This is a genomic window from Sphingobacterium faecium, from assembly GCF_003054045.1.
In the GTDB taxonomy this organism is placed as follows: Bacteria; Bacteroidota; Bacteroidia; order Sphingobacteriales; family Sphingobacteriaceae; genus Sphingobacterium; species Sphingobacterium faecium.
Map to the genome: position 1 here is coordinate 124539 of NZ_QBKH01000001.1, position 20803 is coordinate 145341.

The 20803-nt window shown below is 33.5% G+C and carries 15 protein-coding genes and 2 tRNA genes; 15 read left to right on the plus strand and 2 right to left on the minus strand.

The features are described from left to right. Window positions 1-104: 104 nt before the first annotated feature. Complete coding sequence (locus C8N37_RS00560) at window positions 105-329, plus strand: CDGSH iron-sulfur domain-containing protein (protein WP_108157071.1); 225 nt, start codon at window positions 105-107, stop codon at window positions 327-329. 930 nt (window positions 330-1259) lie between these two features. On the opposite strand, the gene C8N37_RS00565 is transcribed toward C8N37_RS00560, so the two are convergent. Further along, window positions 1260-2360 (minus strand): alpha/beta hydrolase-fold protein, encoded by a 1101-nt coding sequence (locus C8N37_RS00565; RefSeq protein WP_108157072.1) that lies wholly within the window; start codon window positions 2358-2360, stop codon window positions 1260-1262. Window positions 2361-2583: 223 nt separating this feature from the next. Between C8N37_RS00565 and C8N37_RS22705 the strand changes: the two genes are divergently transcribed. Then, window positions 2584-2733, plus strand: a complete 150-nt coding sequence (locus C8N37_RS22705) for a hypothetical protein (protein ID WP_170114444.1) — start codon at window positions 2584-2586, stop codon at window positions 2731-2733. 220 nt (window positions 2734-2953) lie between these two features. On the opposite strand, the gene C8N37_RS00570 is transcribed toward C8N37_RS22705, so the two are convergent. Further along, a tRNA-Ser gene (locus tag C8N37_RS00570) sits at window positions 2954-3041 on the minus strand. A gap of 182 nt (window positions 3042-3223) precedes the next feature. Here C8N37_RS00570 and C8N37_RS00575 point away from each other — a divergent pair. The 13 genes from C8N37_RS00575 to C8N37_RS00635 all read left to right on the plus strand — a co-directional run bounded on the left by C8N37_RS00575 (window position 3224) and on the right by C8N37_RS00635 (window position 20801). Continuing rightward, complete coding sequence (locus C8N37_RS00575) at window positions 3224-3652, plus strand: 3-oxoacyl-ACP synthase (RefSeq protein WP_108157740.1); 429 nt, start codon at window positions 3224-3226, stop codon at window positions 3650-3652. A 94-nt stretch (window positions 3653-3746) separates the two neighbouring features. After that, window positions 3747-4241, plus strand: a complete 495-nt coding sequence (locus C8N37_RS00580) for a BON domain-containing protein (RefSeq protein WP_108157073.1) — start codon at window positions 3747-3749, stop codon at window positions 4239-4241. A gap of 20 nt (window positions 4242-4261) precedes the next feature. After that, the gene (locus C8N37_RS00585; protein WP_108157074.1) at window positions 4262-4681 is read left to right on the plus strand and encodes an SH3 domain-containing protein; all 420 of its coding nucleotides are present in this window, start codon (window positions 4262-4264) and stop codon (window positions 4679-4681) included. A 169-nt stretch (window positions 4682-4850) separates the two neighbouring features. Beyond that, window positions 4851-6299 (plus strand): L,D-transpeptidase family protein, encoded by a 1449-nt coding sequence (locus C8N37_RS00590; protein WP_108157075.1) that lies wholly within the window; start codon window positions 4851-4853, stop codon window positions 6297-6299. A 384-nt stretch (window positions 6300-6683) separates the two neighbouring features. Further along, a complete protein-coding gene (locus tag C8N37_RS00595; protein ID WP_108157076.1) occupies window positions 6684-7058 on the plus strand; it encodes a YkvA family protein in 375 nt (124 codons plus the stop codon). 267 nt (window positions 7059-7325) lie between these two features. Beyond that, window positions 7326-8894: a phosphoenolpyruvate carboxykinase (ATP) gene (gene pckA, locus C8N37_RS00600; protein WP_108157077.1), complete on the plus strand. Its 1569-nt coding sequence runs from the start codon at window positions 7326-7328 to the stop codon at window positions 8892-8894. A 32-nt stretch (window positions 8895-8926) separates the two neighbouring features. Then, window positions 8927-9943: a class 1 fructose-bisphosphatase gene (fbp, locus tag C8N37_RS00605; protein ID WP_108157078.1), complete on the plus strand. Its 1017-nt coding sequence runs from the start codon at window positions 8927-8929 to the stop codon at window positions 9941-9943. 78 nt (window positions 9944-10021) lie between these two features. Beyond that, window positions 10022-10519, plus strand: coding sequence for a thioredoxin family protein (locus C8N37_RS00610; RefSeq protein ID WP_108157079.1), 498 nt, complete (start codon window positions 10022-10024; stop codon window positions 10517-10519). A 223-nt stretch (window positions 10520-10742) separates the two neighbouring features. Then, the gene (locus C8N37_RS00615; protein WP_108157080.1) at window positions 10743-12521 is read left to right on the plus strand and encodes an AMP-dependent synthetase/ligase; all 1779 of its coding nucleotides are present in this window, start codon (window positions 10743-10745) and stop codon (window positions 12519-12521) included. Window positions 12522-12972: 451 nt separating this feature from the next. Then, window positions 12973-13046 (plus strand) — tRNA-His (locus C8N37_RS00620). A 106-nt stretch (window positions 13047-13152) separates the two neighbouring features. Beyond that, window positions 13153-13830 (plus strand): M15 family metallopeptidase, encoded by a 678-nt coding sequence (locus C8N37_RS00625; RefSeq protein WP_108157081.1) that lies wholly within the window; start codon window positions 13153-13155, stop codon window positions 13828-13830. 411 nt (window positions 13831-14241) lie between these two features. Continuing rightward, window positions 14242-16638 carry a mechanosensitive ion channel family protein gene (locus C8N37_RS00630; RefSeq protein WP_108157082.1) on the plus strand — a complete coding sequence of 799 codons (2397 nt, stop codon included), beginning with the start codon at window positions 14242-14244 and terminating at the stop codon, window positions 16636-16638. Window positions 16639-16952: 314 nt separating this feature from the next. Next, entirely contained in the window at window positions 16953-20801 is a 3849-nt protein-coding gene (locus C8N37_RS00635; protein WP_108157083.1) for a TIM-barrel domain-containing protein, read from the plus strand. Window positions 20802-20803 lie beyond the last annotated feature (2 nt).

Consider the following 20803-nt stretch of genomic DNA (forward strand, 5'->3'; position numbering starts at 1 on the left):
CTGATTTAATTAGATTAAAAGGAACGCTTCTAAATAGCTAGTAAATTGCAAAAAGTCATTTGATTATTCCTAGGTTTGTATAGGAAAATATTAATAAAATAGCTATGTCAAAGACAAAACTTACGATCAACAATAATGGTTCGGTAAAAATAGAAGGCGATTTTGAAATCGTTGATAGAAATGGAGATACTTATGGTTTACAGGGTAGAACAGTGCTTTCTATCTGTCGTTGTGGATTATCCAAAAACAAACCATTTTGTGATGGTGCCCATAATGGACATTTTGAACATGAAGCTATTGCTTTTGACCTTCCTCCAAAAAAAGTATAAAAGCACTTAGTAATCTTACAGATTAGGATTTTTTTTTATCTAAAACACCCATTTGTACTTCATTGATGCAAATGGGTGTTTTATTATCTTTATATGTTTTAAGAGATTATCATCATTAACCTTTTGTCTTAATGATAGTTATTTTTAAATCTTGTTGTATCGCCATGTATAATCGTTAAGTGAACGGTTATTTTATACTATTCCTCAACATTCACTTTAAAGTCTTCCGGAATTACTCTTCTACAGATATGTGATCTTATATTTTTTATGGACATTATGCCATTTACGTATGCGTGTTGATTTGTCAAAAGTGTAGATTAAGACGTCCAATACCATATTGATATGGTGTGCATTATTAATGGGTATGAAGTTAATATCTTATTAATATATGATAGAGCTATAATAGTGTAATTATAGAGGGTTGATAGAGGGTTTCTATAGGGTTTGTATAGGTAAAACTCTATATAACCTCTATTATAACATAAGAATAACTAGATAAATACTGGATTTGATTATCATTTGTTCCCCATATGATAATAACTTATCAAGGGATAGCATTATAGCCATATTTATTGGCTCAAAAAGTCCATACTTTGTCAGAAATGATAGTAGGAGAATACCGTCTAAATTTTTTGTTACGATCTGGAATTGATATTTATCGTTCGGAATAAAAAATGAAAAGATATTGAACAAAATACCTTAGTCGAAAGATGAAGATTGTTGCGGAGCGTTAGGGATTATTACATGATTTCGGAAAGGGGCAGGCTAAATCATAAACTAAAGCTATCCGCTTTGCTTATTTCTTTTGCTGTGAATATTTTGTTGTTTGATCAAGTTCAGGAGGAAACATGTTTCTTTATTTCGAATAAAGTTTGAAATATGCTCATATTCCATCAGGGAGAATATGAGCATATCTCCATTATGATGATGTTATTTAAATAACAACGGTGCTAGTTCGCGCAAGCTACGGCGCCAAGTCTGAAATTCATGTCCAGTATTTGGTGATACGTAAGATACCGCATAAACGCCAGCTTTTTTTAGTTCATCAACCGCTTGTTTTACTTTATCTGGGTTTTCTTTACTGCCAGAACTGAGAAATATCAGTTTTACATCCGGTTTATGAGCTAAATCGGATGCGGCGTATGTACCTCCGCTTAATAATGCGTAGTGTGCGAAGACTTTTGGATTGCGTAGTGTGATCATTTTTGTCTCCATTCCACCCATTGATAATCCCGCCATGGCACGGTTTGCCTTATCCGTTAATGTTCTAAAGTTAGCATCGACATAAGGTATTAGTTCTTTAATTAAAACGGTTTCGAATTCTTCGATTTTAAATTCATTGATTCTTCCCCATTTCACTTCATTAGTCATACCGTAGGTCATGACAACGATGAATGGTTTTATTTTTCCTTCGGCAATCATATTATCCATGATTAGATTTGCTTTTCCTTGATTAGACCACGCCGTTTCATCTTCGCCCCAACCGTGTTGTAGATATAAAACGGGATACCGCTTATTGGTGTCTTTACTATAGCTTGGCGGTGTATAGACAAATGCTCTTCGAGAAGTGTTTGTACTAGGGGAGGGGAACAATATTTGAGATACCTGTCCATGGGGCACATCTTTGAAGGAATAAAAATCTTCATCAGGTGCTGGAATTTCTATCCCACTTTCCCAGCGTACAGATCCATAGTAATTCATCGATCCTGGATCGTTGAATTTTCCTCCATCTACCGTAATGTTATAGTAATGGAATCCTTCATCCATTGGGCCTTCTGTAGTGCCTGTAAAGAATCCATCATTTTGTTTTTGTAGGACTGTGCCACTTCCTCCGCCTAAACCTAAGCTTACCCGTACACTGTCTGCTTTTGGTGCGTGTATTTTAAATCTGGCGTACCCCTGCGAGTTAACCTGTGGGAAGAGTTGTCCTGGTTGATTAGTTGCTGCTGGTTTAAAATCCTCTTTTAAAGATTGAGCAGATAGCATATTACTGATGAATAAGCCTGAAAGGAGAATAATTAGTTTTGTCATTAGAATAAAGGTTGTTTTATATAATAGGTTGTAATTGTTAACTAAATATAAGGTTTTTTATTTCCATATGAAAAAAAATAAGAAAGATCAGTACTGATGTACTTACGCATGCGTTCAGGTGTGTCTTTTACGACACATCTCCGTGGAAAATGGAGAAGCCAAGATGTACAGTAACCAATTATAAACAAAAATTGGTTAATAATTTATCTTAAATTTTTAGGCTATGGAGAAACGGGGTAATCGAAGTGAAGAGGGTATTACCCGCATCGAGACTTGTTTGGATAACGAGACGGTATGGCTGACACGGGGCAGAGATAGTATTTTACTGAAATTGGCGCAGCATAATATGGGGAATAGCGAAAGTCGCACCTGAGCGTAATGCGAAGATATTATTCAGATGTATTTTAGTGACTATAGAAGTGATAAGGGGGCATGAGTGCCATCTTGGGAATGACTAGATTGCTTATATTGACAAATATTTATACCTAAAATATGTCATGTCCCCAAATTTTTGTCTTTGACCCTTTTGTTTGATCTAGCTCACAAAAGTCCATACACAGCAAAAGCCCAAATTGCTTTGGGCTTTATTTTTTTGGCGGAGAGCGAGGGATTCGAACCCCCGGACCTATGACAGTCAACAGTTTTCAAGACTGCCGCATTCGACCACTCTGCCAGCTCTCCGCGACAAAAGTACAAATTTTAAGGTTGCAACCAAATTTATTTTTGTATTTATATGCCTTTTAATCCCATTTCCATTGTATCTTATTGTTTTTTAGTTACTTTAATTTTGATTTTTTTCTTTAAATCTTTATCCTTAGTTTGCAATCATGGAGAAGGATTATACTTTATTACGATCATCACTAATGGAATCATGTAAAATGCATGTTGAAGATCGGATTGCAAATTTGGAATTAGCTTTGAAATCGGCTCATGAAGCAAGTACTGATGATACAAAAAGTAGTGCAGGAGATAAATATGAGACCACACGCGAGATGATGCAACAGGACATTGCACGATGTCAGATGCAACTTGCTGAGGCAAAAAAGGATGAGTTAATTTTAAATAATCTTGTTGAACCAAATCATACTGATTATGTTCAAAATGGAAGTGTTGTTAAGACAAATTTGGGTATTTATTTTATTGCAATTAGTATTGGCGTTGTAAAAATCGATGAGGAGAAGGTATTTGTTATCTCAAATCAATCTCCTATTGGAAAGTTGTTATTACGAAAGAAGGTCGGAGAGTCATTTATCTTTAATCATGTAGAACAACATCTACTTTCTATAAATTAGTATTTAAATCGAAACCATTTACTCTTTTAATTGTTAACTTTAAGTGTCTATATAGGATAATTTAGGCTTTTAAAAATAATAAAAATGTGTGATTATGAAGTTAAAAAGAGTATTCCCAATGTTAATGATGGCGGGCACTTTAGTTGCTGCAATGCCTTCTTGTAAATCTAAAGTTTCTGATGCTGATTTGAAAGCAAAAGTAGAAACAGTGATTACTAGTCATCAAGGTATCACAACTTCGGTTAAAGATGGAGTTGTTACCCTGGAAGGTTTCGCTTCTTCAGAAGCTGAAAAAGCACAGATCGAGACCGATGTTAAAGCAGCTGATAAATCAATCAAATCTGTTGTTAATAATATTATAGTACAAGTTACTGCTCCAGCAGCAATATCTGTTAATACTGTTGATGAATCGTTAGCAAAAGGTATTGTTGATGCAACGAAAGACTTTCCTACTGTACAAGCTACTGTGAAAGATGGTATCATTACCGTGACAGGAACTATTGAAAAAGCTAAATTAGTAACATTAAAACAAGCTTTGGACAATTTACATCCTAAGAAAGTAGATCTGAGTGCAGTTGTTACTAAATAATTATTTCAAAATCGAATATCATGGCTTTACAAGAAAAATATAAAGTATTATTAGATACTGCAAGATCATTAGGCACTAAGGATTTAAATTTTGCCGAACAAGACGGTGTTCTCCAAATTAGGGGAACAGCACCATCTGCTGATGTGAAAAATAAATTATGGGAGGTATATGGAAATATAGATCCTAATTTTGCATCTGGAGATGTCGTTATGGATGTCGATGTCACTACGGAAGTTCCAGGCAGCCAAGTAAAGGTTATTACGGATAGTTCAAATTTGAATATTCGTAAAGGGCCAGGTACAGATCAACCAATTGTAGGAAAAGCGGCTAAAGACGAAATTATAACGTTGATTAGTAAAGCTAATGATCAGTGGTGGTTGGTTCGTACTAAGGATAACGAAGAAGGATATTGTTACGCGCAATATTTGCAAACTGTTTAAGTTTATTTTTACATTCAGCAAAGCCTAAAATAATTCTATTTTAGGCTTTGTTATTTTTTTTCAATGGTTGTAGTGAGACGTTGACAATAATTGCGCTTGTCTTAACTAATTATAATATCATTTGAAACATTGTTATCTTTGACTTTTTAAGCAATTTCTTAATCATATTATGCGAAATTTAGGGCTTGTATATTTTTTGTTTATACTATTATTTACTTCTTGTCAAACTAAGGCTCCTACTTATGGAGATATTTTAGCGACATCATTAGATCAAAAGCTATTTAAAGATTTTGATAGTACAGCCTATTTCAATACTATTCAAAATGAATTGAAAAATGAAAATTCCCATTTATTTAATCCTAAATGGATGAGTGAAATAGCCGACTCATCTCGGGGTTTTACATGGATTCAGAATCAATTAGTTAGTGGTGGTACAGATACATTACTGCATTATTTGGAAAAATCAGGTGAACATGGCATTAATCCATCAATTTTTCATACAGAAGAAATTCGCAATGCACTTAATCGTCTTCAAAGTAAGGAAATTAAAGATATAAATGAAGCCTATACGATATTGGCTAAAATAGAACTTCTTTCTTCTGATGCCTTAGTTGCCTATGTCAATATACTCGAAAATGGACTTATAAATCCGAAGAAACTCTATGGAAGATATTTTGTCGGGCATAACCGTTATACATTAAAAAAAGCAAAACAGTTATTAGACAGTACATTAAATGTCTCTCATATTGCTCAGGAAGCCCAACCTAAAAATGCTTTCTATAAAAAGTTTCAACAACTACTGATAGCTGGTAATTTGAGTAAGGAAGATCGTAATCACGTCCTCATGAGTATGGAACGTTTACGTTGGATGGGAAAAGATTTTCCAGATAAATATGTATTCGTCAATATTCCCGAAATGAAATTGCGCATGATTGATGAAGGTGCTGTACAGCAAATAATGAATGTTTGCGTGGGAGAAACTGAAAATAAAGCCTTCGCTAAAACAGGACAAAATCATGAAACACCGATGATGAGTGGCGTATTAGATCGAATGCAGGTAAATCCGGTATGGAATATTCCTAAAAGTATTGTAAAAAAGGAATTACTAAATAGTGTGCGGGCTAATCCAGGATATTTGGAAAGTCGAAATATGGTTGTTTACAATTTAAAAGGACAAATTGTAGATCCATATACAATCAACTGGCAAGCCGACTCAGTAGAGAATTTTAAATTCAAACAAAATCCGGGTTTTGATAATTCATTGGGAAACATCAAGTTTATCTTTGCAAATCCTTATGCAATCTACTTACATGATACCCCCGCTAAACAAAAATTTAAAGTCAGTAACCGTGCACTGAGCCATGGTTGTGTTCGTGTAGAAGATCCCGCTAGTTTAGCTTCTTTTTTAGTTAATAATGAAAAGGAAGCAGCTAAAATTGCTACTGAAATAAAAGATTCAGTTAATAATTCCCGATGGGTTAAAATGAAAGTAGGTGTTCCTGTTTATTTGTCTTATTATACAACCTGGTTAGATAAAAATAATAAAATTGAACAGTTTCCGGATATTTATGGTTATGATGATAGATTGAGAATAGCTATGAAAAAATATCTGAATTAAAGTTCAAAATAAAAATTAAAGTCCCTTTTCTTTAATAAGCGAAGGGACTTTAATTTTATTCAGATTTGCTTTTACTAGCTTTTTTTGTTTTCTTTTCAGCTCGTTTTTCTTTTAGCGTCTTTTCAGCTTTCTTTTTATCATTCTTTACTGCATTTTGTTCTTTTGCCATAACAGTTATGTTTAAGTGAATAATAACATTTCTTACTAAAGCTACTGATAATAAATAAGATTATGCCCATATTTGCATATTTTTAATTATATAATAAGACTTTTATTTTTTATTGAAAATAAATAATATACTGAATACTTCTTATTGGAATATTTAGATTAAACTTTAATCCACTGTCTGAGTCATATTTAGTGGATTTTTATAATTTTGAACAAATGAAGAAACAATTTCTAGGTAAAGCATTGGCTTTATTTGAAGGATTTAGAAAACATAAAATTACGACGGCGGATTTAGAGGCTGCTGAGCTAAAAGCAAAAAATTTAGATGTTCGAAAAGAGGATTTTCAAATTTTAATTGCTATGTGTAAAGATACATTTTCAGGTAAATATAAAATGAATAAGTGGAACTTATCTGTGATAGTTGCTACAATTGTATATGTAATATCACCATTAGATGCCATTCCAGATGTAATTCCTGTTTTGGGATGGGTAGATGATATCACTATTATTGGGTATGCTGTTGCCAAACTATCGGAAGAAATATTACAATATAAGTTGTTTAGAAAACAAGCGTTAGTGAATCAATCATAATACTTAAATTTACTGTTTTTAAGAAGCCCTTGTTAAGATAATTTTCAAGGGCTTCGTTTTGACTTATGGATTCTAATTTATTTTAGCATTATTTAACTTTATTTTTTTGTTTTAATTTAGCTTTTGAAATTATTTTAATTTTATTTGCAATCACAAGTTGTTCTTTTTCAGTGTTTTAAACCTGTGTAATTTAAACAATAAGCTAAATTTTGTTTGTATCTATCTATTAAATTTAGCTAGATTTGGACAATATTTTAAAACAAAAGTATGACTTTATCAAAGATTAAACAGTTAGCTACTTTAGGAATCCACCAACCTAAAGAAGTATTTTGTCAGTTGGATAGAACCGCCCTTATTGCGCATGCTATCCAAAATGGAGAAGCTTCTCTTGCCGAAAATGGAGCTTTGAATATTTTGACTGGAAAATTTACAGGTAGATCGCCAAAAGATCGATATATCGTACAAGATGAAATCACTGAAAGTAGAGTTTTTTGGAATGAAGTTAACCAAGCAATTACTCAACAAATCTTTAATAGATTATATGATTTAACTACCAACTACCTATCGGCTAAAGAACTTTTCGTAAGAGACTGCCAAGTTGTATCGAGTGATGATTTAGCAAAACACATTCTGGTTGTATCGACAAAAGCAACTCAGGATCTTTTTGCTTCTAATATGTTTATTTCAAACCCTGTTATTGAAAATACGGAAGTAGATTGGACGGTGCTAGTAGCTTCTGATCTTCAAGTTTCAAATTATCAGAAATTGGGACTTCATGCTGCTAATTGTGTAGCTATTGATTTTACACGTCACGTTGTTCTAGTTATTGGTACGGGGTATACTGGAGAGATTAAAAAAAGTATTTTTTCAATTCTCAATTTTGTTTTACCAGTTGAAGATGGGGTTTTATCTATGCATTGTTCTGCTAATGTAGGGAAAGAAGGCGATACCGCATTATTTTTTGGATTAAGTGGTACGGGAAAGACAACATTATCTGCAGATGTCAACCGCTATTTGGTAGGGGATGACGAACACGGTTGGTCAGATCATGGTGTGTTTAATTTCGAAGGAGGTTGTTACGCAAAATGCCTAGGATTAGATCCTAAACATGAACCAGAAATTTGTGGAGCCATTAGGTCAGGCTCACTATTGGAAAATATTAAATTTCATGAAGGTACGACTATACCTAATTTTCAAGATGCTAGTATAACCGAAAATATGCGCGTTTCATACCCATTGTCCTATGTTTCTTCTTACAGAGATGTTAAATTGGTTGATGCTCCTCATAATATTTTCTTTTTGTCAGCGGATGCATTTGGTGTATTACCTCCCATCTCAAAGTTGACGGTTGAACAAGCGATGTATTATTTTATTAATGGTTATACTGCTAAGGTTGCTGGTACGGAAATGGGTGTTTCAAAGCCTACAGCGACATTCTCAGCTTGTTTTGGACAAGCATTTATGCCTTTGCACCCCATGGAGTATGCCGAACTATTGCGAGATCGGTTAAAAAAGAATCCTGATACAAAAGTATGGTTAGTGAATACAGGTTGGATAGGAGGTCCTTATGGTGTTGGTCGTAGAATCAAATTATCTTATACACGTAGTTTAATCCAAGCAGCCTTGTCGGGAGAACTAGAAGAATATCCAATGGAGTTGCATCCCATATTTGGTTTAAAATATCCAACATTTTGTCAAGAAGTACCACAACAGGTTTTAGGTGCTAAACAATTGTGGAACAATGATGAAGCTTATGACGAGCAGGCTAAGGCGCTTAAATTACTTTTTGAAAATAATTTTAAAAAGTATCAAGACACCTACTTTACAACCGTTTAATATATAAGCTATTTTAAATCAATAATTGATATATGAAAACGTTAGGTCAATTTATTATTGAAAAGCAGGCGGATTTTCCATTTGCGAAGGGGGAGCTATCTCGATTACTTCGAGATATCGCTATTGCTGCAAAATTGGTTAATCGAGAAGTCAATAAAGCAGGGTTAGCTGATTTATTGGGCGTCCATGGCGATATGAATATCCAAGGTGAAGTACAGCAAAAGTTGGATGTATATGCCGACGTTCAATTTATTTCAGCCCTGCAAAGAGGTGGAGAATGTTGTTATTTAGCTTCAGAGGAACATGAGTTAGGTATTGATCTATCTAATGATTATGTTTCTAAAAATGCAAAATATATGGTCTGTATTGATCCGTTAGATGGCTCGTCAAATATAGATGTAAACGTATCAGTGGGAACCATTTTCTCTATCTATAGGAGAGCTTGCAAAGAGCAAGTGACGATGGCTGATGAATTGCTTCAGCAGGGAAAAAAACAAGTAGCTGCTGGCTACATAATTTATGGCTCATCAACGATGCTTGTATATACAACTGGCAATGGTGTGAATGGATTTACGTTAGATCCTTCAATAGGGGAGTTTTGTTTATCTCATCCTAATATGAAGATTCCTGAGCATGGACAGATTTATTCGATTAATGAAGGAAATTATATTAAATTTCCGCAAGCTATTAAGAATTATATCAAATATTGTCAAATTGAAGACTCTGATACCAATCGACCTTATACTTCACGCTACATTGGTTCTATGGTTGCTGACATTCACCGTAATTTGATTCGTGGTGGAGTGTTTATTTATCCTGAAACGTTATCTTTTCCTAAAGGAAAGTTACGTTTGATGTATGAGTGTAATCCAATGGCTTTTATTATCGAGCAAGCGGGAGGAAAGGCTACAACTGGTAGTGATCGTATCTTAGATATTCAACCTACTGAATTACATCAGCGTGTTCCTATAGTGATTGGCAGTAAAAAAATGGTGGAACAGGTCGAGTATTTTTATAGTATGGAACTTGAAACCGTGTTAGATGCTTAAAAAAATAGGTACATGATGTTCTTTATTTAAATCTCCTTTCTTTAAATTTGATTTTATATTTAAGTAGAGTCATTTTATATGCAAAGGATTATAAAAGTCATTGTGCTATGCTTTGTTTGTATCAGCATTCAACAAGCTAATGCGCAAACAAAGTCAGTAGTAGAGAAAGATACGTTATCATTTCCATATGATCCAGAAGCGAATGCCAAAGAGGATTTGGACAAATTAATCACTCAGGCAGCTAAAGAATCAAAGCATATCATTATTCAGGCAGGTGGCAATTGGTGTATCTGGTGTTTGAGATTCAATGATTATATTCATAAGACAGCAGATATTAAGCAGTATCTACAAAATAATTATTTGTACTATCATCTCAATTATTCTAAAGAGAATAAAAATGACGATGTGTTTCAAAAATATGTTCCAGATTCATTAAAATTAGGCTATCCTTTTTTTATTGTTTTGGATAGTAAAGGGGAAGTGCTCAAAATTCAAGAAAGTGGTGCTTTGGAAGATGGTAAAAGTTATAGTAAAGATCGGGTAATGGAATTTTTTAGAACTTGGGCTAAAAAATAATTATTCAATGGATATGAAAAGGCTTTAGAATTTTATTCTAAAGCCTTTTTTGTTTTGATAATAATAGCTTAATAGTATTATATCTTAATGTCTTTTTATGGACAATAACATCATTATTATTTTATTTGGACTATTTAGTTAGTTTTGCGAACTTATTCTCTTCATATTTTGTTAAAGAGATATTCTTGTCGTTAAAGGCGAGCACTATTTATGATAGATTGGAATGGAACAAAAATTGAGAATATTTGATTTAATAGATCGGCAATTGGAATTATATCCAAATTTAGCCATGTTTTCTAGTAAAACAAAGGGTGACTGGAAAGCTTTAACTACCACAGAATTTCTAAATCAGGTTAATACTATTTCAAAAGGATTGATTGAACTAGGAGTTAAACCAAATGAAAAAGTTGGTTTAATTGCAGAAAGTGGTATACAATGGCATATTGTGGATTTTGCTATTCAACAAATAGGTGCAGTTGTAGTCGCCATATATCCTAATATAACCGACGCTGATTATCAATATATCTTTAATGATGCAGAAATTAGGGTAGCTATTGTGAGTACTAAGAGCCTGTATCAAAGAATTGTTAATCTTAAAGATTCTATTTATACATTAAAATATATTTTTTGTATTGAAGAACACGATCAAATCAGAAATTGGAGTGAAATTGTTCAAATTGGACGACATATAGAGGATATTGAAGTTCAAAAACTGAAAGATCAAGTAAGATCAACAGACCTTGTAACATTGATTTATACCTCAGGTACGACAGGTAAACCCAAGGGAGTCATGTTATCTCATGATAATATTGTTGCAAATGTAAGGTCTGCAACTGAGATTACACCATGTAAAGCATATGATAGAGGGTTGACATTTTTACCCCCTTGCCACGCCTATGAAAGAATGGTTATCTACACTTATTTTTATCTCGGTATTACCGTGTATATAGCGGAGTCATTTGACAAAATCGGTCAAAATTTAATGGAAATAAGACCTAATATTATGACTGCAGTACCAAGAATTCTGGAGAAGGTGTATGAAAAGATCATAAAAAAAGGGCATGAGCTGAATGGGATAAAAAGAAAGATATTTGACTGGGCGGTATCTGTAGGAGAAAAGTATGATCCAGTTTCTGAAAAAAGAAGTTTTGTGTATGATTTAAAATTGAATTTAGCCAGAAAGCTCGTCCTGAATAAATGGTATGAAGGTCTTGGTGGTACATTACAAACCGTTGCGTCTGGGAGCGCATCTTTACAAAGTAAATTGATACGTGTATTTTTAGCAGCTGGAATCCCGATTTATGAAGGGTATGGTATGACCGAGGCATCTCCCCTTATTTCTGTTAATCATTATCTAAAAGGTATTCGTGTTGGAACTGTTGGTCCTGCAGTGAAGGATGTTGAGATCAAATTGGCGAGCGATGGCGAAATCTTAGTCAAAGGACCGAATGTGATGATGGGGTATTATAAAAATCCCGAGGAAACGAGTAAAACCATTATTGATGGGTGGCTATATACTGGAGATATTGGCACTTGGGAAGATGATATATTTTTGAAGATTATCGATCGAAAAAAGGAACTTTTTAAAATATCTGGAGGTAAGTACGTCACTCCACAACCTATTGAAAAAAAATTGGTGGAATCCAAGTTTATTGAACAGGCTATGGTAGTAGGAGAGGGGATGAAGTTTGCATCTGCTTTTATCGTTCCTGATTATGGACATTTGGTAGATTGGTTTAAATCAGAAGATCCAAGTTTAGTGCAATTATCTAAAATTGATTTTCTTAAAGAAGATAAAGTTATAAAAAAAATAAATCAAGAAGTTAGGATAGCAAATCAGCATTTTGGCAATTGGGAACAAATTAAGAGGCCTATTATTATTGCGGAAGAATTTACTATTGATGGAGGTGAATTGACACCGACACTAAAATTAAAACGGAAAATGATTTTGCAAAAATATAAATATGAATATGATCAACTTTATCAAAGTGTGGTCGATTAACTATATTTTATAAGTTTTAAAATCTAAACTTAAGATCAAGAATCTGAAAGATACGTATGATTAAGAGGAGCAAGACATGTTTATTTCTGCTCCTCTTTTTTTTCTATTAATTGCTTTCAAGATCAAATTTAAAGATGCTATGATTTAAGAAAAATAAGCATGTTTTCCATATTAAAAAATAATGCTTAAAGTTATATATTAAAAATTGCCATGTTAATCGATAAATCGGAATTGTTTTTACCATAAATTCAACAATTTAATAACTTTTTATTTTAAATAAGTTGATAGTATGGACAGGAAATAATCAGAAATTAGCTTGCGAATTGGGGTGCTGTTCATATAAATGAAATTTAAAATATTAATTATGAACGATGTAAAAATTTATTGCAAAAAAATATTAGAAACAGTTTTTAAATACCAATAATTGTTCTACTTTTGTAGCACAAACACGGTAGATGTAGCTCAGTTGGTTAGAGCATCGGTTTGTGGTACCGAGGGTCGTGGGTTCGAGCCCCATCATTTACCCAAAGCCAGTACATATTGTACTGGCTTTTGTTTTTTCAAAACTTTCTATTCGCATATTCACTAAACATTATCCTTTATTTTTTGTTAACTTTAGCTAAAGAATCTAATGAAAATATACTTCTGCTTACTTTTTATCTTGAGTATCGGTCATGCTACTATCTTTGCTCAACAAAAGTTACCAAAGGGCTTTAGTTATGTACAAGATATTATACCAGAAATCAATTTTGACTTACGCTATTATGGTTCACATAATTTTGTTGGTAAAAAAATTGAAGGTTATGATTCTCCTACCCTTATTCTAAGTACCGCTGCAACTCAAGCCTTGGAAAAGGTGGAGAAAGAATTGAATAAAAAAGGAATGGCTTTGAAAATTTTTGATGCTTATCGGCCTCAAAAAGCAGTTGATCATTTTAAAAAATGGGCTACCGATGTTAATGATACCTTGGGTAAAAAGGAGTTTTATCCAAAGTTAGATAAAAGAAATTTATTTAAACTAGGTTTTATAGCAGGTAAGTCTGGGCATAGCCGTGGTAGTACTGTTGATCTCACCATTATTACAATCCATGATCACCAGGAAATAGATATGGGAAGTCCTTTTGATTTTTTTGGTTCTATTTCACATTTTGATAGTAAAGATATCGATCGTGTTCAAAAAAAGAATCGCACGTTATTGAAAAATATCATGTCTAAATATGGTTTTAAAGGTTATGCTAAGGAATGGTGGCATTTTACTTTGATCAATGAACCTTATCAAAAAACTTATTTTGATTTTAATGTTAATTAATGAGAGATTTTTAGTGAAAATAAGTGTATTTAATGGTGCTTTTCTCATGCTTTTAGGTCTTCCAAAGCTTTTGATAAATGTGGTCGTTCTTATAATTAGTGTAACTTGAATCGCTATACTTAAATTGGCATTAACACGTTTTTTTCTTTTTGGATTAATTGATAATCTTCTTCCATATTTTTCAAAGTAGGATCTGGATGCAATTTTTCCGAAATTCTTTATAACACTTAAATATCGGAAACGCGCATTTCATTACGCATATTTTTAGCATCCTGTAGATCTCCATTGCTTTTTGGCAGTTAATAACGCTTGTGCCTACAATATCAAGCATAATTAATTATTTTTGCAAATTTGACCACACTTCATATGTTTGTTCTCATACCTTTGTTTATAATTTATAGTACATATTAAATGAAACAATCTAAATATATCTTAGTATTATTTTTATTACTTTTTTTTGTGGAAAGCGGCTTTACGCAGGTTTTTGTTGATACTAGCAATGCAAAGAAAAGTACTCCTGTTACAGGGAATTCTCGAAATCGTAAAGATTTAAGTCGTCGAGAGAGTAGGGTACGACGTAGCCATATTGATACTGCAATTGTCCAGTCAGATCCAGCTATCGATAGTTTGCGAATGGACCTGTCAAAAATAAATGTTAAATATATTACGAATATTCGTGCGGCCGCGCTAGAAAATGAAGCTGTACATAAGCGTGATCTTCGTACACAATTTATTGAAAAGGTAAATGCTTTTTCAGGAACCTTACCTCCAGATTCTGTAGAAAGATGGACTATGCATGCTAGAAGTCAAATAGCAGATTTGAATACTTTTCAGGGAAGTTTGGATAGTTATAATCGAAGTCTTCACCTGACTTTAAGTCAATTGAAAGATTTTAGATCAAAGTATAGTCAGAGTGAAACGAGTACTAGATTGAATAATTATCTGACGACTGCCGAGCTGGAAGTTCAAAGTAAGATTGATTCGTTAAAGGTTTCTGTTGATATTACGAATGAAAATTTGAAAGCTTACTATAGTTTATCTCACCGTGTAAAGGAAACAGCTAGCAAACAAATTAATAAAGAGCCTTCTGATTCAGCTACTGTGAAAAGTTCTTTGTGGAAAGCCGGTAGTACAACAGTAACAAAAGAGAAAATTTTAAACAATTTAAAAAATAACTACAGAAAGAGTAAGTCAATAGATACTTATGTCAATAAAACAGCATGGACAAGTAGGATTTTATTGATTATTTTGGTTATTGCATATTTATATTGGATCACATCTACGGCCTTTGTTTTAAATAGAGATAACAATAGTAAGAGAGAGGCAAAATTACCATTGCATATATGGCCTCTTATTGGAAAAGCAATTATTTTATTTTTGACCTTATTACCCATTGTCTCGATCGTTACTCCAACGTTAATTATTCAGGCAACACAACTGCTACTAATGGTGTTTTTTGGGATTTTACTTCGGAAAAAATTTACGCTAAAACATGGTAAAATTGTTGGTTTTCTATTGTTGTTTTACATCTGTGATGTATTTGTAAATTCTGTTGTAAGTGAAGATCTTATCATGCGAATTGTCTGTATTATATTTAATATCGTGGCTCTTTATATTGGTTTTTATTTAAAGAAACACATTAAAGACCCTGCTGCAGCCGGATATATTCAATTACCTGTTTTTATCATATTTGCCATTTTAAATGGTGGTGCTATCTTTTTGAATATTTTAGGATATGTAGATCATTCTCGCAGTTTTAGTATTGCTGGCGCTGTTGGGCTTGCCCAGTCTTTTACGTTGACGTTTTTTATACATATGATCAAAGATGATGTCAAAAATCAATTCGCCAGAAATCGAGTGAAAAAAGGTTTTTGGTTGCGATTCAATGAAGAACGAGCATTGAAAGCTACAGGCGATGCCCTGAAATTTTTGTGTCTTCTATTAGCGATTATTGTACTGGCAAATAACTTGCAATTTGCAGCTTCATTAGCAACATCTGTTTCTAAGTTTTTAAGTAATAATCACCAACTCGGAGGTATCAATTTTAATTTTGGTAATCTAGCGTTGGCTGTTATCATATTAGCTGCAGCTAATTGGTTTCAGAAGAATTTGAATTTACTTTTGATTGGGGGCGAAAATGGAGCTTTAAGCAAGGATTACGATCATAAAATGACGCTTTTTCCTTTGTTTAGGTTGATTATAATAGTCATTGGATTTTTTATAGCGATATCTGCTCTAGGTGTTAGTTTGGATAAGCTAACGGTTATAGTAGGGGCTTTAAGTGTTGGTATCGGTTTAGGGATGCAAAATATCATCAATAATTTTGTGTCTGGAATTATTTTAGCTTTCGATAAACCTTTTCGGGTAGGTGATCGTATTGAATTGGCTGATAAAAAAGGGCGCGTAAAAGAAATTGGTATTCGTGCAAGTGTTTTGAATACAGGCGACGGAGCGGAAGTGATCATCCCTAATGGTGATTTACTATCTGGTCGGGTCGTCAATTGGACGTTGTCAAATGATGATGCAAGGACGAGTTTTGTCGTTCAGGTCGACCGCTCTGCTGATCTGGAAACAATGAAATTATGGATTAAGGAAGCTGTTGGGCATAGTAGCCATAGTAAACCTGAGATGGGGGTAGGTATTAGTGTTCAGGATATCAGTGAAGAAATGATTTATTTGAGTATAGGTTGTTGGATCGATAATCCAGCCAATGGTGGAGATTTTAAAAATGATGTTTTGATTGAATTGAATAATCGATTCAAAAATGAGGGATTGAAATTCTTTAGTATTGTTACACCGACTAAGTAGTTGAAAAATAAATACAGAAATGAAAGGTCATCATGAAGATACATCATGTTGACCTTTTGTTTTTTAGAACTAGATAGGTGCCTATGAAATAATTTAATAAGATCACAGAGTGCAACTACTTATAGTGATTAAAATGATCAAAGACATTGAAGTAGATTCATCATGAATAAAGAATATGTATTTTAATAGATACAATCTATTATTTTCAAATCTCTTTCCTACATTTACATACCTAAAATACAATTTTAAAACAATCTATTATTTAACGTCTAAACAGCTATAAATAAAATAAGAAAACACAAAATTGTAATATAATGTATAAACAACACAGAAAGGTGATGCTTGCTTTGGCATTTCCTTTAATGGTAAGTATTGCTCCGACACAGGCTCATTTTAAAACAATGGCGATTCAGCAGCAAACTAACCCAATGTTAACTATTGTCAGTGCAAAAAAAATAAATGCTACGACTGTAGAGGTTTTATTTTCCAATAATCAGCGCTTGACATTCGATTTTTATGGTAACCATATTTTTCGATTATTTCAGGATAATGGAGGGGGGATCATTCGAGATCCTGAAGCTAAACCTGCTGCTGAAATATTGGTATCAAATCCAAGAAAACCCATTCAACAATTAAATCTTAGCGATACCAACAATCAAATAATAATTGCTACAGGGGAGATCAATATCCTGATTGATAAAACCACAAATTTGTTGAAAGTGATCAATGAGAAAAATAAAGGTGAAGCAGTTGTTTTTACGAAGCCTATTATCTTTGAAAAAAATAAAGTTACCTTAAGCCTTCAGGAGAAAACTGATGAATATTTTTATGGTGGAGGCGTTCAGAATGGTCGTTTTTCTCATAAAGGAAAAGTCATTTCCATTGAAAATCAAAATAGTTGGACCGATGGAGGAGTAGCTTCACCTACTCCTTATTACTGGTCGTCAAACGGGTATGGTTTTATGTGGCATACTTTTAAACCAGGAAAATATGACTTTGGATCAAAAGAAAAAGGACAAGTTCATTTGACACATGATAGTGATTATTTAGATGTTTTCTTTATGATCAATGACGGGGCAGTTTCTTTATTGAACGATTTTTATCAATTAACGGGAAATCCAATTTTACTTCCAAAATTTGGTTTTTATCAAGGTCACCTGAATGCCTATAATCGTGATTACTGGAAAGAAGATGAAAAAGGAATTCTATTTGAGGATGGGAAGCGCTATAAAGAAGGTCAAAAAGATAATGGTGGTATTAAGGAATCATTAAATGGTGAATTGAACAATTATCAATTTTCGGCTCGTGCTGTTATTGACCGTTATAAGAAGCATGATATGCCATTTGGTTGGTTATTGCCTAATGATGGTTATGGAGCAGGTTATGGACAAACAGAAACATTAGATGGCAATATTGCGAACTTAAAAAGTTTAGGAGATTATGCTCGTAAAAATGGTGTCGAAATTGGACTATGGACACAATCTGATCTGCACCCAAAATCTGAAATTAGTGCTTTGTTGCAACGTGATATTGTTAAAGAAGTAAGAGATGCAGGAGTTCGTGTACTTAAAACTGATGTGGCATGGGTAGGAGCTGGTTATTCCTTTGGATTGAATGGAGTGGCAGATGTCGGTCATATCATTCCTTATTACGGAAATGAAGCTAGACCGTTAACTATTTCATTAGATGGTTGGGCAGGTACTCAACGTTATGCTGGTATTTGGTCTGGAGATCAAACAGGCGGTGTTTGGGAATATATTCGATTTCATATTCCCACTTATCTGGGATCTGGACTATCAGGGCAGCCAAATATTACTTCAGATATGGATGGCATATTTGGAGGTAAAAATAATGCGGTCAATATTCGTGACTTCCAGTGGAAAACTTTTACTCCAATGGAGTTGAATATGGATGGGTGGGGTTCTAACGAAAAATATCCACACGCATTGGGGGAGCCAGTTACCTCAATAAATCGAAACTATCTGAAATTGAAATCAGAATTGATTCCTTATGCGTATAGTATAGCTAAGGAAGCAGTAGATGGATTGCCAATGATCAGAGCATTATTCCTAACCTATCCAAATGTTTATACACAGGGGACAGCCACGCAGTACCAATATTTATATGGTCCATCGTTTCTAGTGGCCCCAATCTATCAAGCTACAAAATCTGATGATAAAGGGAATGATATCCGTAACGGTATTTATTTACCTGAAGGAAGTTGGATTGATTACTTTAGCGGAGATAAATTTGAAGGAAATGTCATTCTTAATAATTTTGATTCTCCGATTTGGAAATTACCTCTATTCGTTAAAAATGGCTCTATTATTCCAATGGCAAACCCAAATAATAACGTTCATGAAATCAATAAATCTCTTCGTATTTATGAAATCTATCCAAAAGGAAAAAGCTCATTTACGGAGTATGATGATGATGGTATTTCAGAAGGATATAAATCTGGAAAGGGAGCTTCGACATTAATTGAATCTCTTTTAGGTGAGCAGGATAAGCTTTCGGTAACTGTAAATCGCACGACTGGTGATTTTGATGGGTTTGTGAAAAATAAACAAACTGAATTTAGAATCAATGTTACAGAGATACCTAAAAAGTTAAAGGCTACAATAGGTAAAACTAAAATTAAATTGGTGGAAGTGAAATCTATTAACGAATTCATTAACCAAGAAAATGTTTATTTTTATGATGCTGCCCCTAATATGAATAAGTTTGCAACCAAGGGCAGTGAGTTCGAAAAACAAATCATAGTAAAAAATCCAGTTTTGCATATTAAATTAGCCAGTACTGATATTACTAAAAATGAGGTCAATCTATTATTAGATGGTTTCAAATTTGAACCTGTTAATCGATTCCGAATTTCGCAAGGAGCATTAACCACACCTCAACATGCACTTGTTACTGAAGATCATAGAGCAGCATATACATTGACTCCTTCTTGGAGTAGCGTAGACCATGCTGATTATTATGAAATCGAATTTAATAATATGCTTTATTCGACAATAAAAGATAATGCATTGCTGTTTGAGGGGTTGGCCCCAGAAACGACATATACTTTTAAATTGAGATCGGTTAATAAACAAGGTTTTTCTGATTGGACGGAAATTCAGTCTAAGACGAAGGCAAATCCATTGGAGTTTGCTATTCGCGATATTAAAGGAGAAACTACAGCTGAAAATCAGGATGGTTCTGGTATTGATAAGTTGTTAGATTTTGACGAAGGAAATATGTGGCACACTGCTTGGGGTAAAAAAGCCATACCATTTGATATGATCTTAGATTTGAAATCAGTGAATCAATTGGATAAGTTTCAATATTTACCACGTACAGGACGCGGCAATGGGATCGTATTGAAAGGTAAAGTTTATTATAGTGCAGATAAGGATAATTGGACTGAATCGGGAGTTTTTAATTGGGCAAATAATGATGAAGTAAAAACTTTCAATTTTGATGGTCAACCTACTGCTCGATTTGTAAAATTAGCAATTACAGAAGGTGTAGGTGGTTTTGGCTCAGGCCGAGAACTTTATATCTTTAAAGTACCTGGTACTGAAAGTTATCTTCCAGGAGATATCAATAATGATCGTTTGATTGATCGAAATGATCTGACATCCTATACAAACTATACCGGACTAAAAAGAGGAGATGCTGATTTTGAAGGCTATGTGAGTAATGGCGATATTAATAAAAATGATTTAATAGATGCTTATGATATTTCTGTTGTTGCTACTCAGTTAGATGGTGGTATCAAAGAAGCTCAGGTTGATAAAGTGGCAGGTCAAATTAGCTTATCAACTGCAAAACAAAATTATAAGAAAGGTGAGATCATCGAAATTATGGTCAAAGGTAAAGATCTTAAATCTGTGAATGCAATTAGTTTTGGATTACCTTATCTATCACAAGATTATGAATTTGTTTCTGTTCAGGCATTAGCCGTTAAAGATATGGATAATCTAACAAATGATCGCTTGCATACGAGTGGTGAAAAAGTATTATATCCCACTTTTGTACATGTTGGAGATCAGAAGGCTCTCTATGGAAATGAAGATTTATTTGTGTTGAAATTACGAGCGAAGCGTGATATTAATTATACATTGAAAGCTATTCAAGGATTTTTAGTTGATAAAAATCTGAATACGATAAAGTTTTAATC

Bases quoted from the DNA above. Each gene is read 5' to 3' on its own strand.
- C8N37_RS00585 (WP_108157074.1), top strand. From the start codon at position 4,262: ATGGCTTTACAAGAAAAATATAAAGTATTATTAGATACTGCAAGATCA.
- C8N37_RS00630 (WP_108157082.1), top strand. From the start codon at position 14,242: ATGAAACAATCTAAATATATCTTAGTATTATTTTTATTACTTTTTTTT.
- C8N37_RS00590 (WP_108157075.1), top strand. From the start codon at position 4,851: ATGCGAAATTTAGGGCTTGTATATTTTTTGTTTATACTATTATTTACT.
- C8N37_RS00580 (WP_108157073.1), top strand. From the start codon at position 3,747: ATGAAGTTAAAAAGAGTATTCCCAATGTTAATGATGGCGGGCACTTTA.
- C8N37_RS00635 (WP_108157083.1), top strand. From the start codon at position 16,953: ATGTATAAACAACACAGAAAGGTGATGCTTGCTTTGGCATTTCCTTTA.
- C8N37_RS00560 (WP_108157071.1), top strand. From the start codon at position 105: ATGTCAAAGACAAAACTTACGATCAACAATAATGGTTCGGTAAAAATA.
- C8N37_RS00625 (WP_108157081.1), top strand. From the start codon at position 13,153: ATGAAAATATACTTCTGCTTACTTTTTATCTTGAGTATCGGTCATGCT.
- pckA (WP_108157077.1), top strand. From the start codon at position 7,326: ATGACTTTATCAAAGATTAAACAGTTAGCTACTTTAGGAATCCACCAA.
- C8N37_RS00575 (WP_108157740.1), top strand. From the start codon at position 3,224: ATGGAATCATGTAAAATGCATGTTGAAGATCGGATTGCAAATTTGGAA.
- C8N37_RS00610 (WP_108157079.1), top strand. From the start codon at position 10,022: ATGCAAAGGATTATAAAAGTCATTGTGCTATGCTTTGTTTGTATCAGC.
- fbp (WP_108157078.1), top strand. From the start codon at position 8,927: ATGAAAACGTTAGGTCAATTTATTATTGAAAAGCAGGCGGATTTTCCA.
- C8N37_RS00595 (WP_108157076.1), top strand. From the start codon at position 6,684: ATGAAGAAACAATTTCTAGGTAAAGCATTGGCTTTATTTGAAGGATTT.
- C8N37_RS00565 (WP_108157072.1), bottom strand. From the start codon at position 2,360: ATGACAAAACTAATTATTCTCCTTTCAGGCTTATTCATCAGTAATATG.
- C8N37_RS00615 (WP_108157080.1), top strand. From the start codon at position 10,743: ATGGAACAAAAATTGAGAATATTTGATTTAATAGATCGGCAATTGGAA.
- C8N37_RS22705 (WP_170114444.1), top strand. From the start codon at position 2,584: ATGGAGAAACGGGGTAATCGAAGTGAAGAGGGTATTACCCGCATCGAG.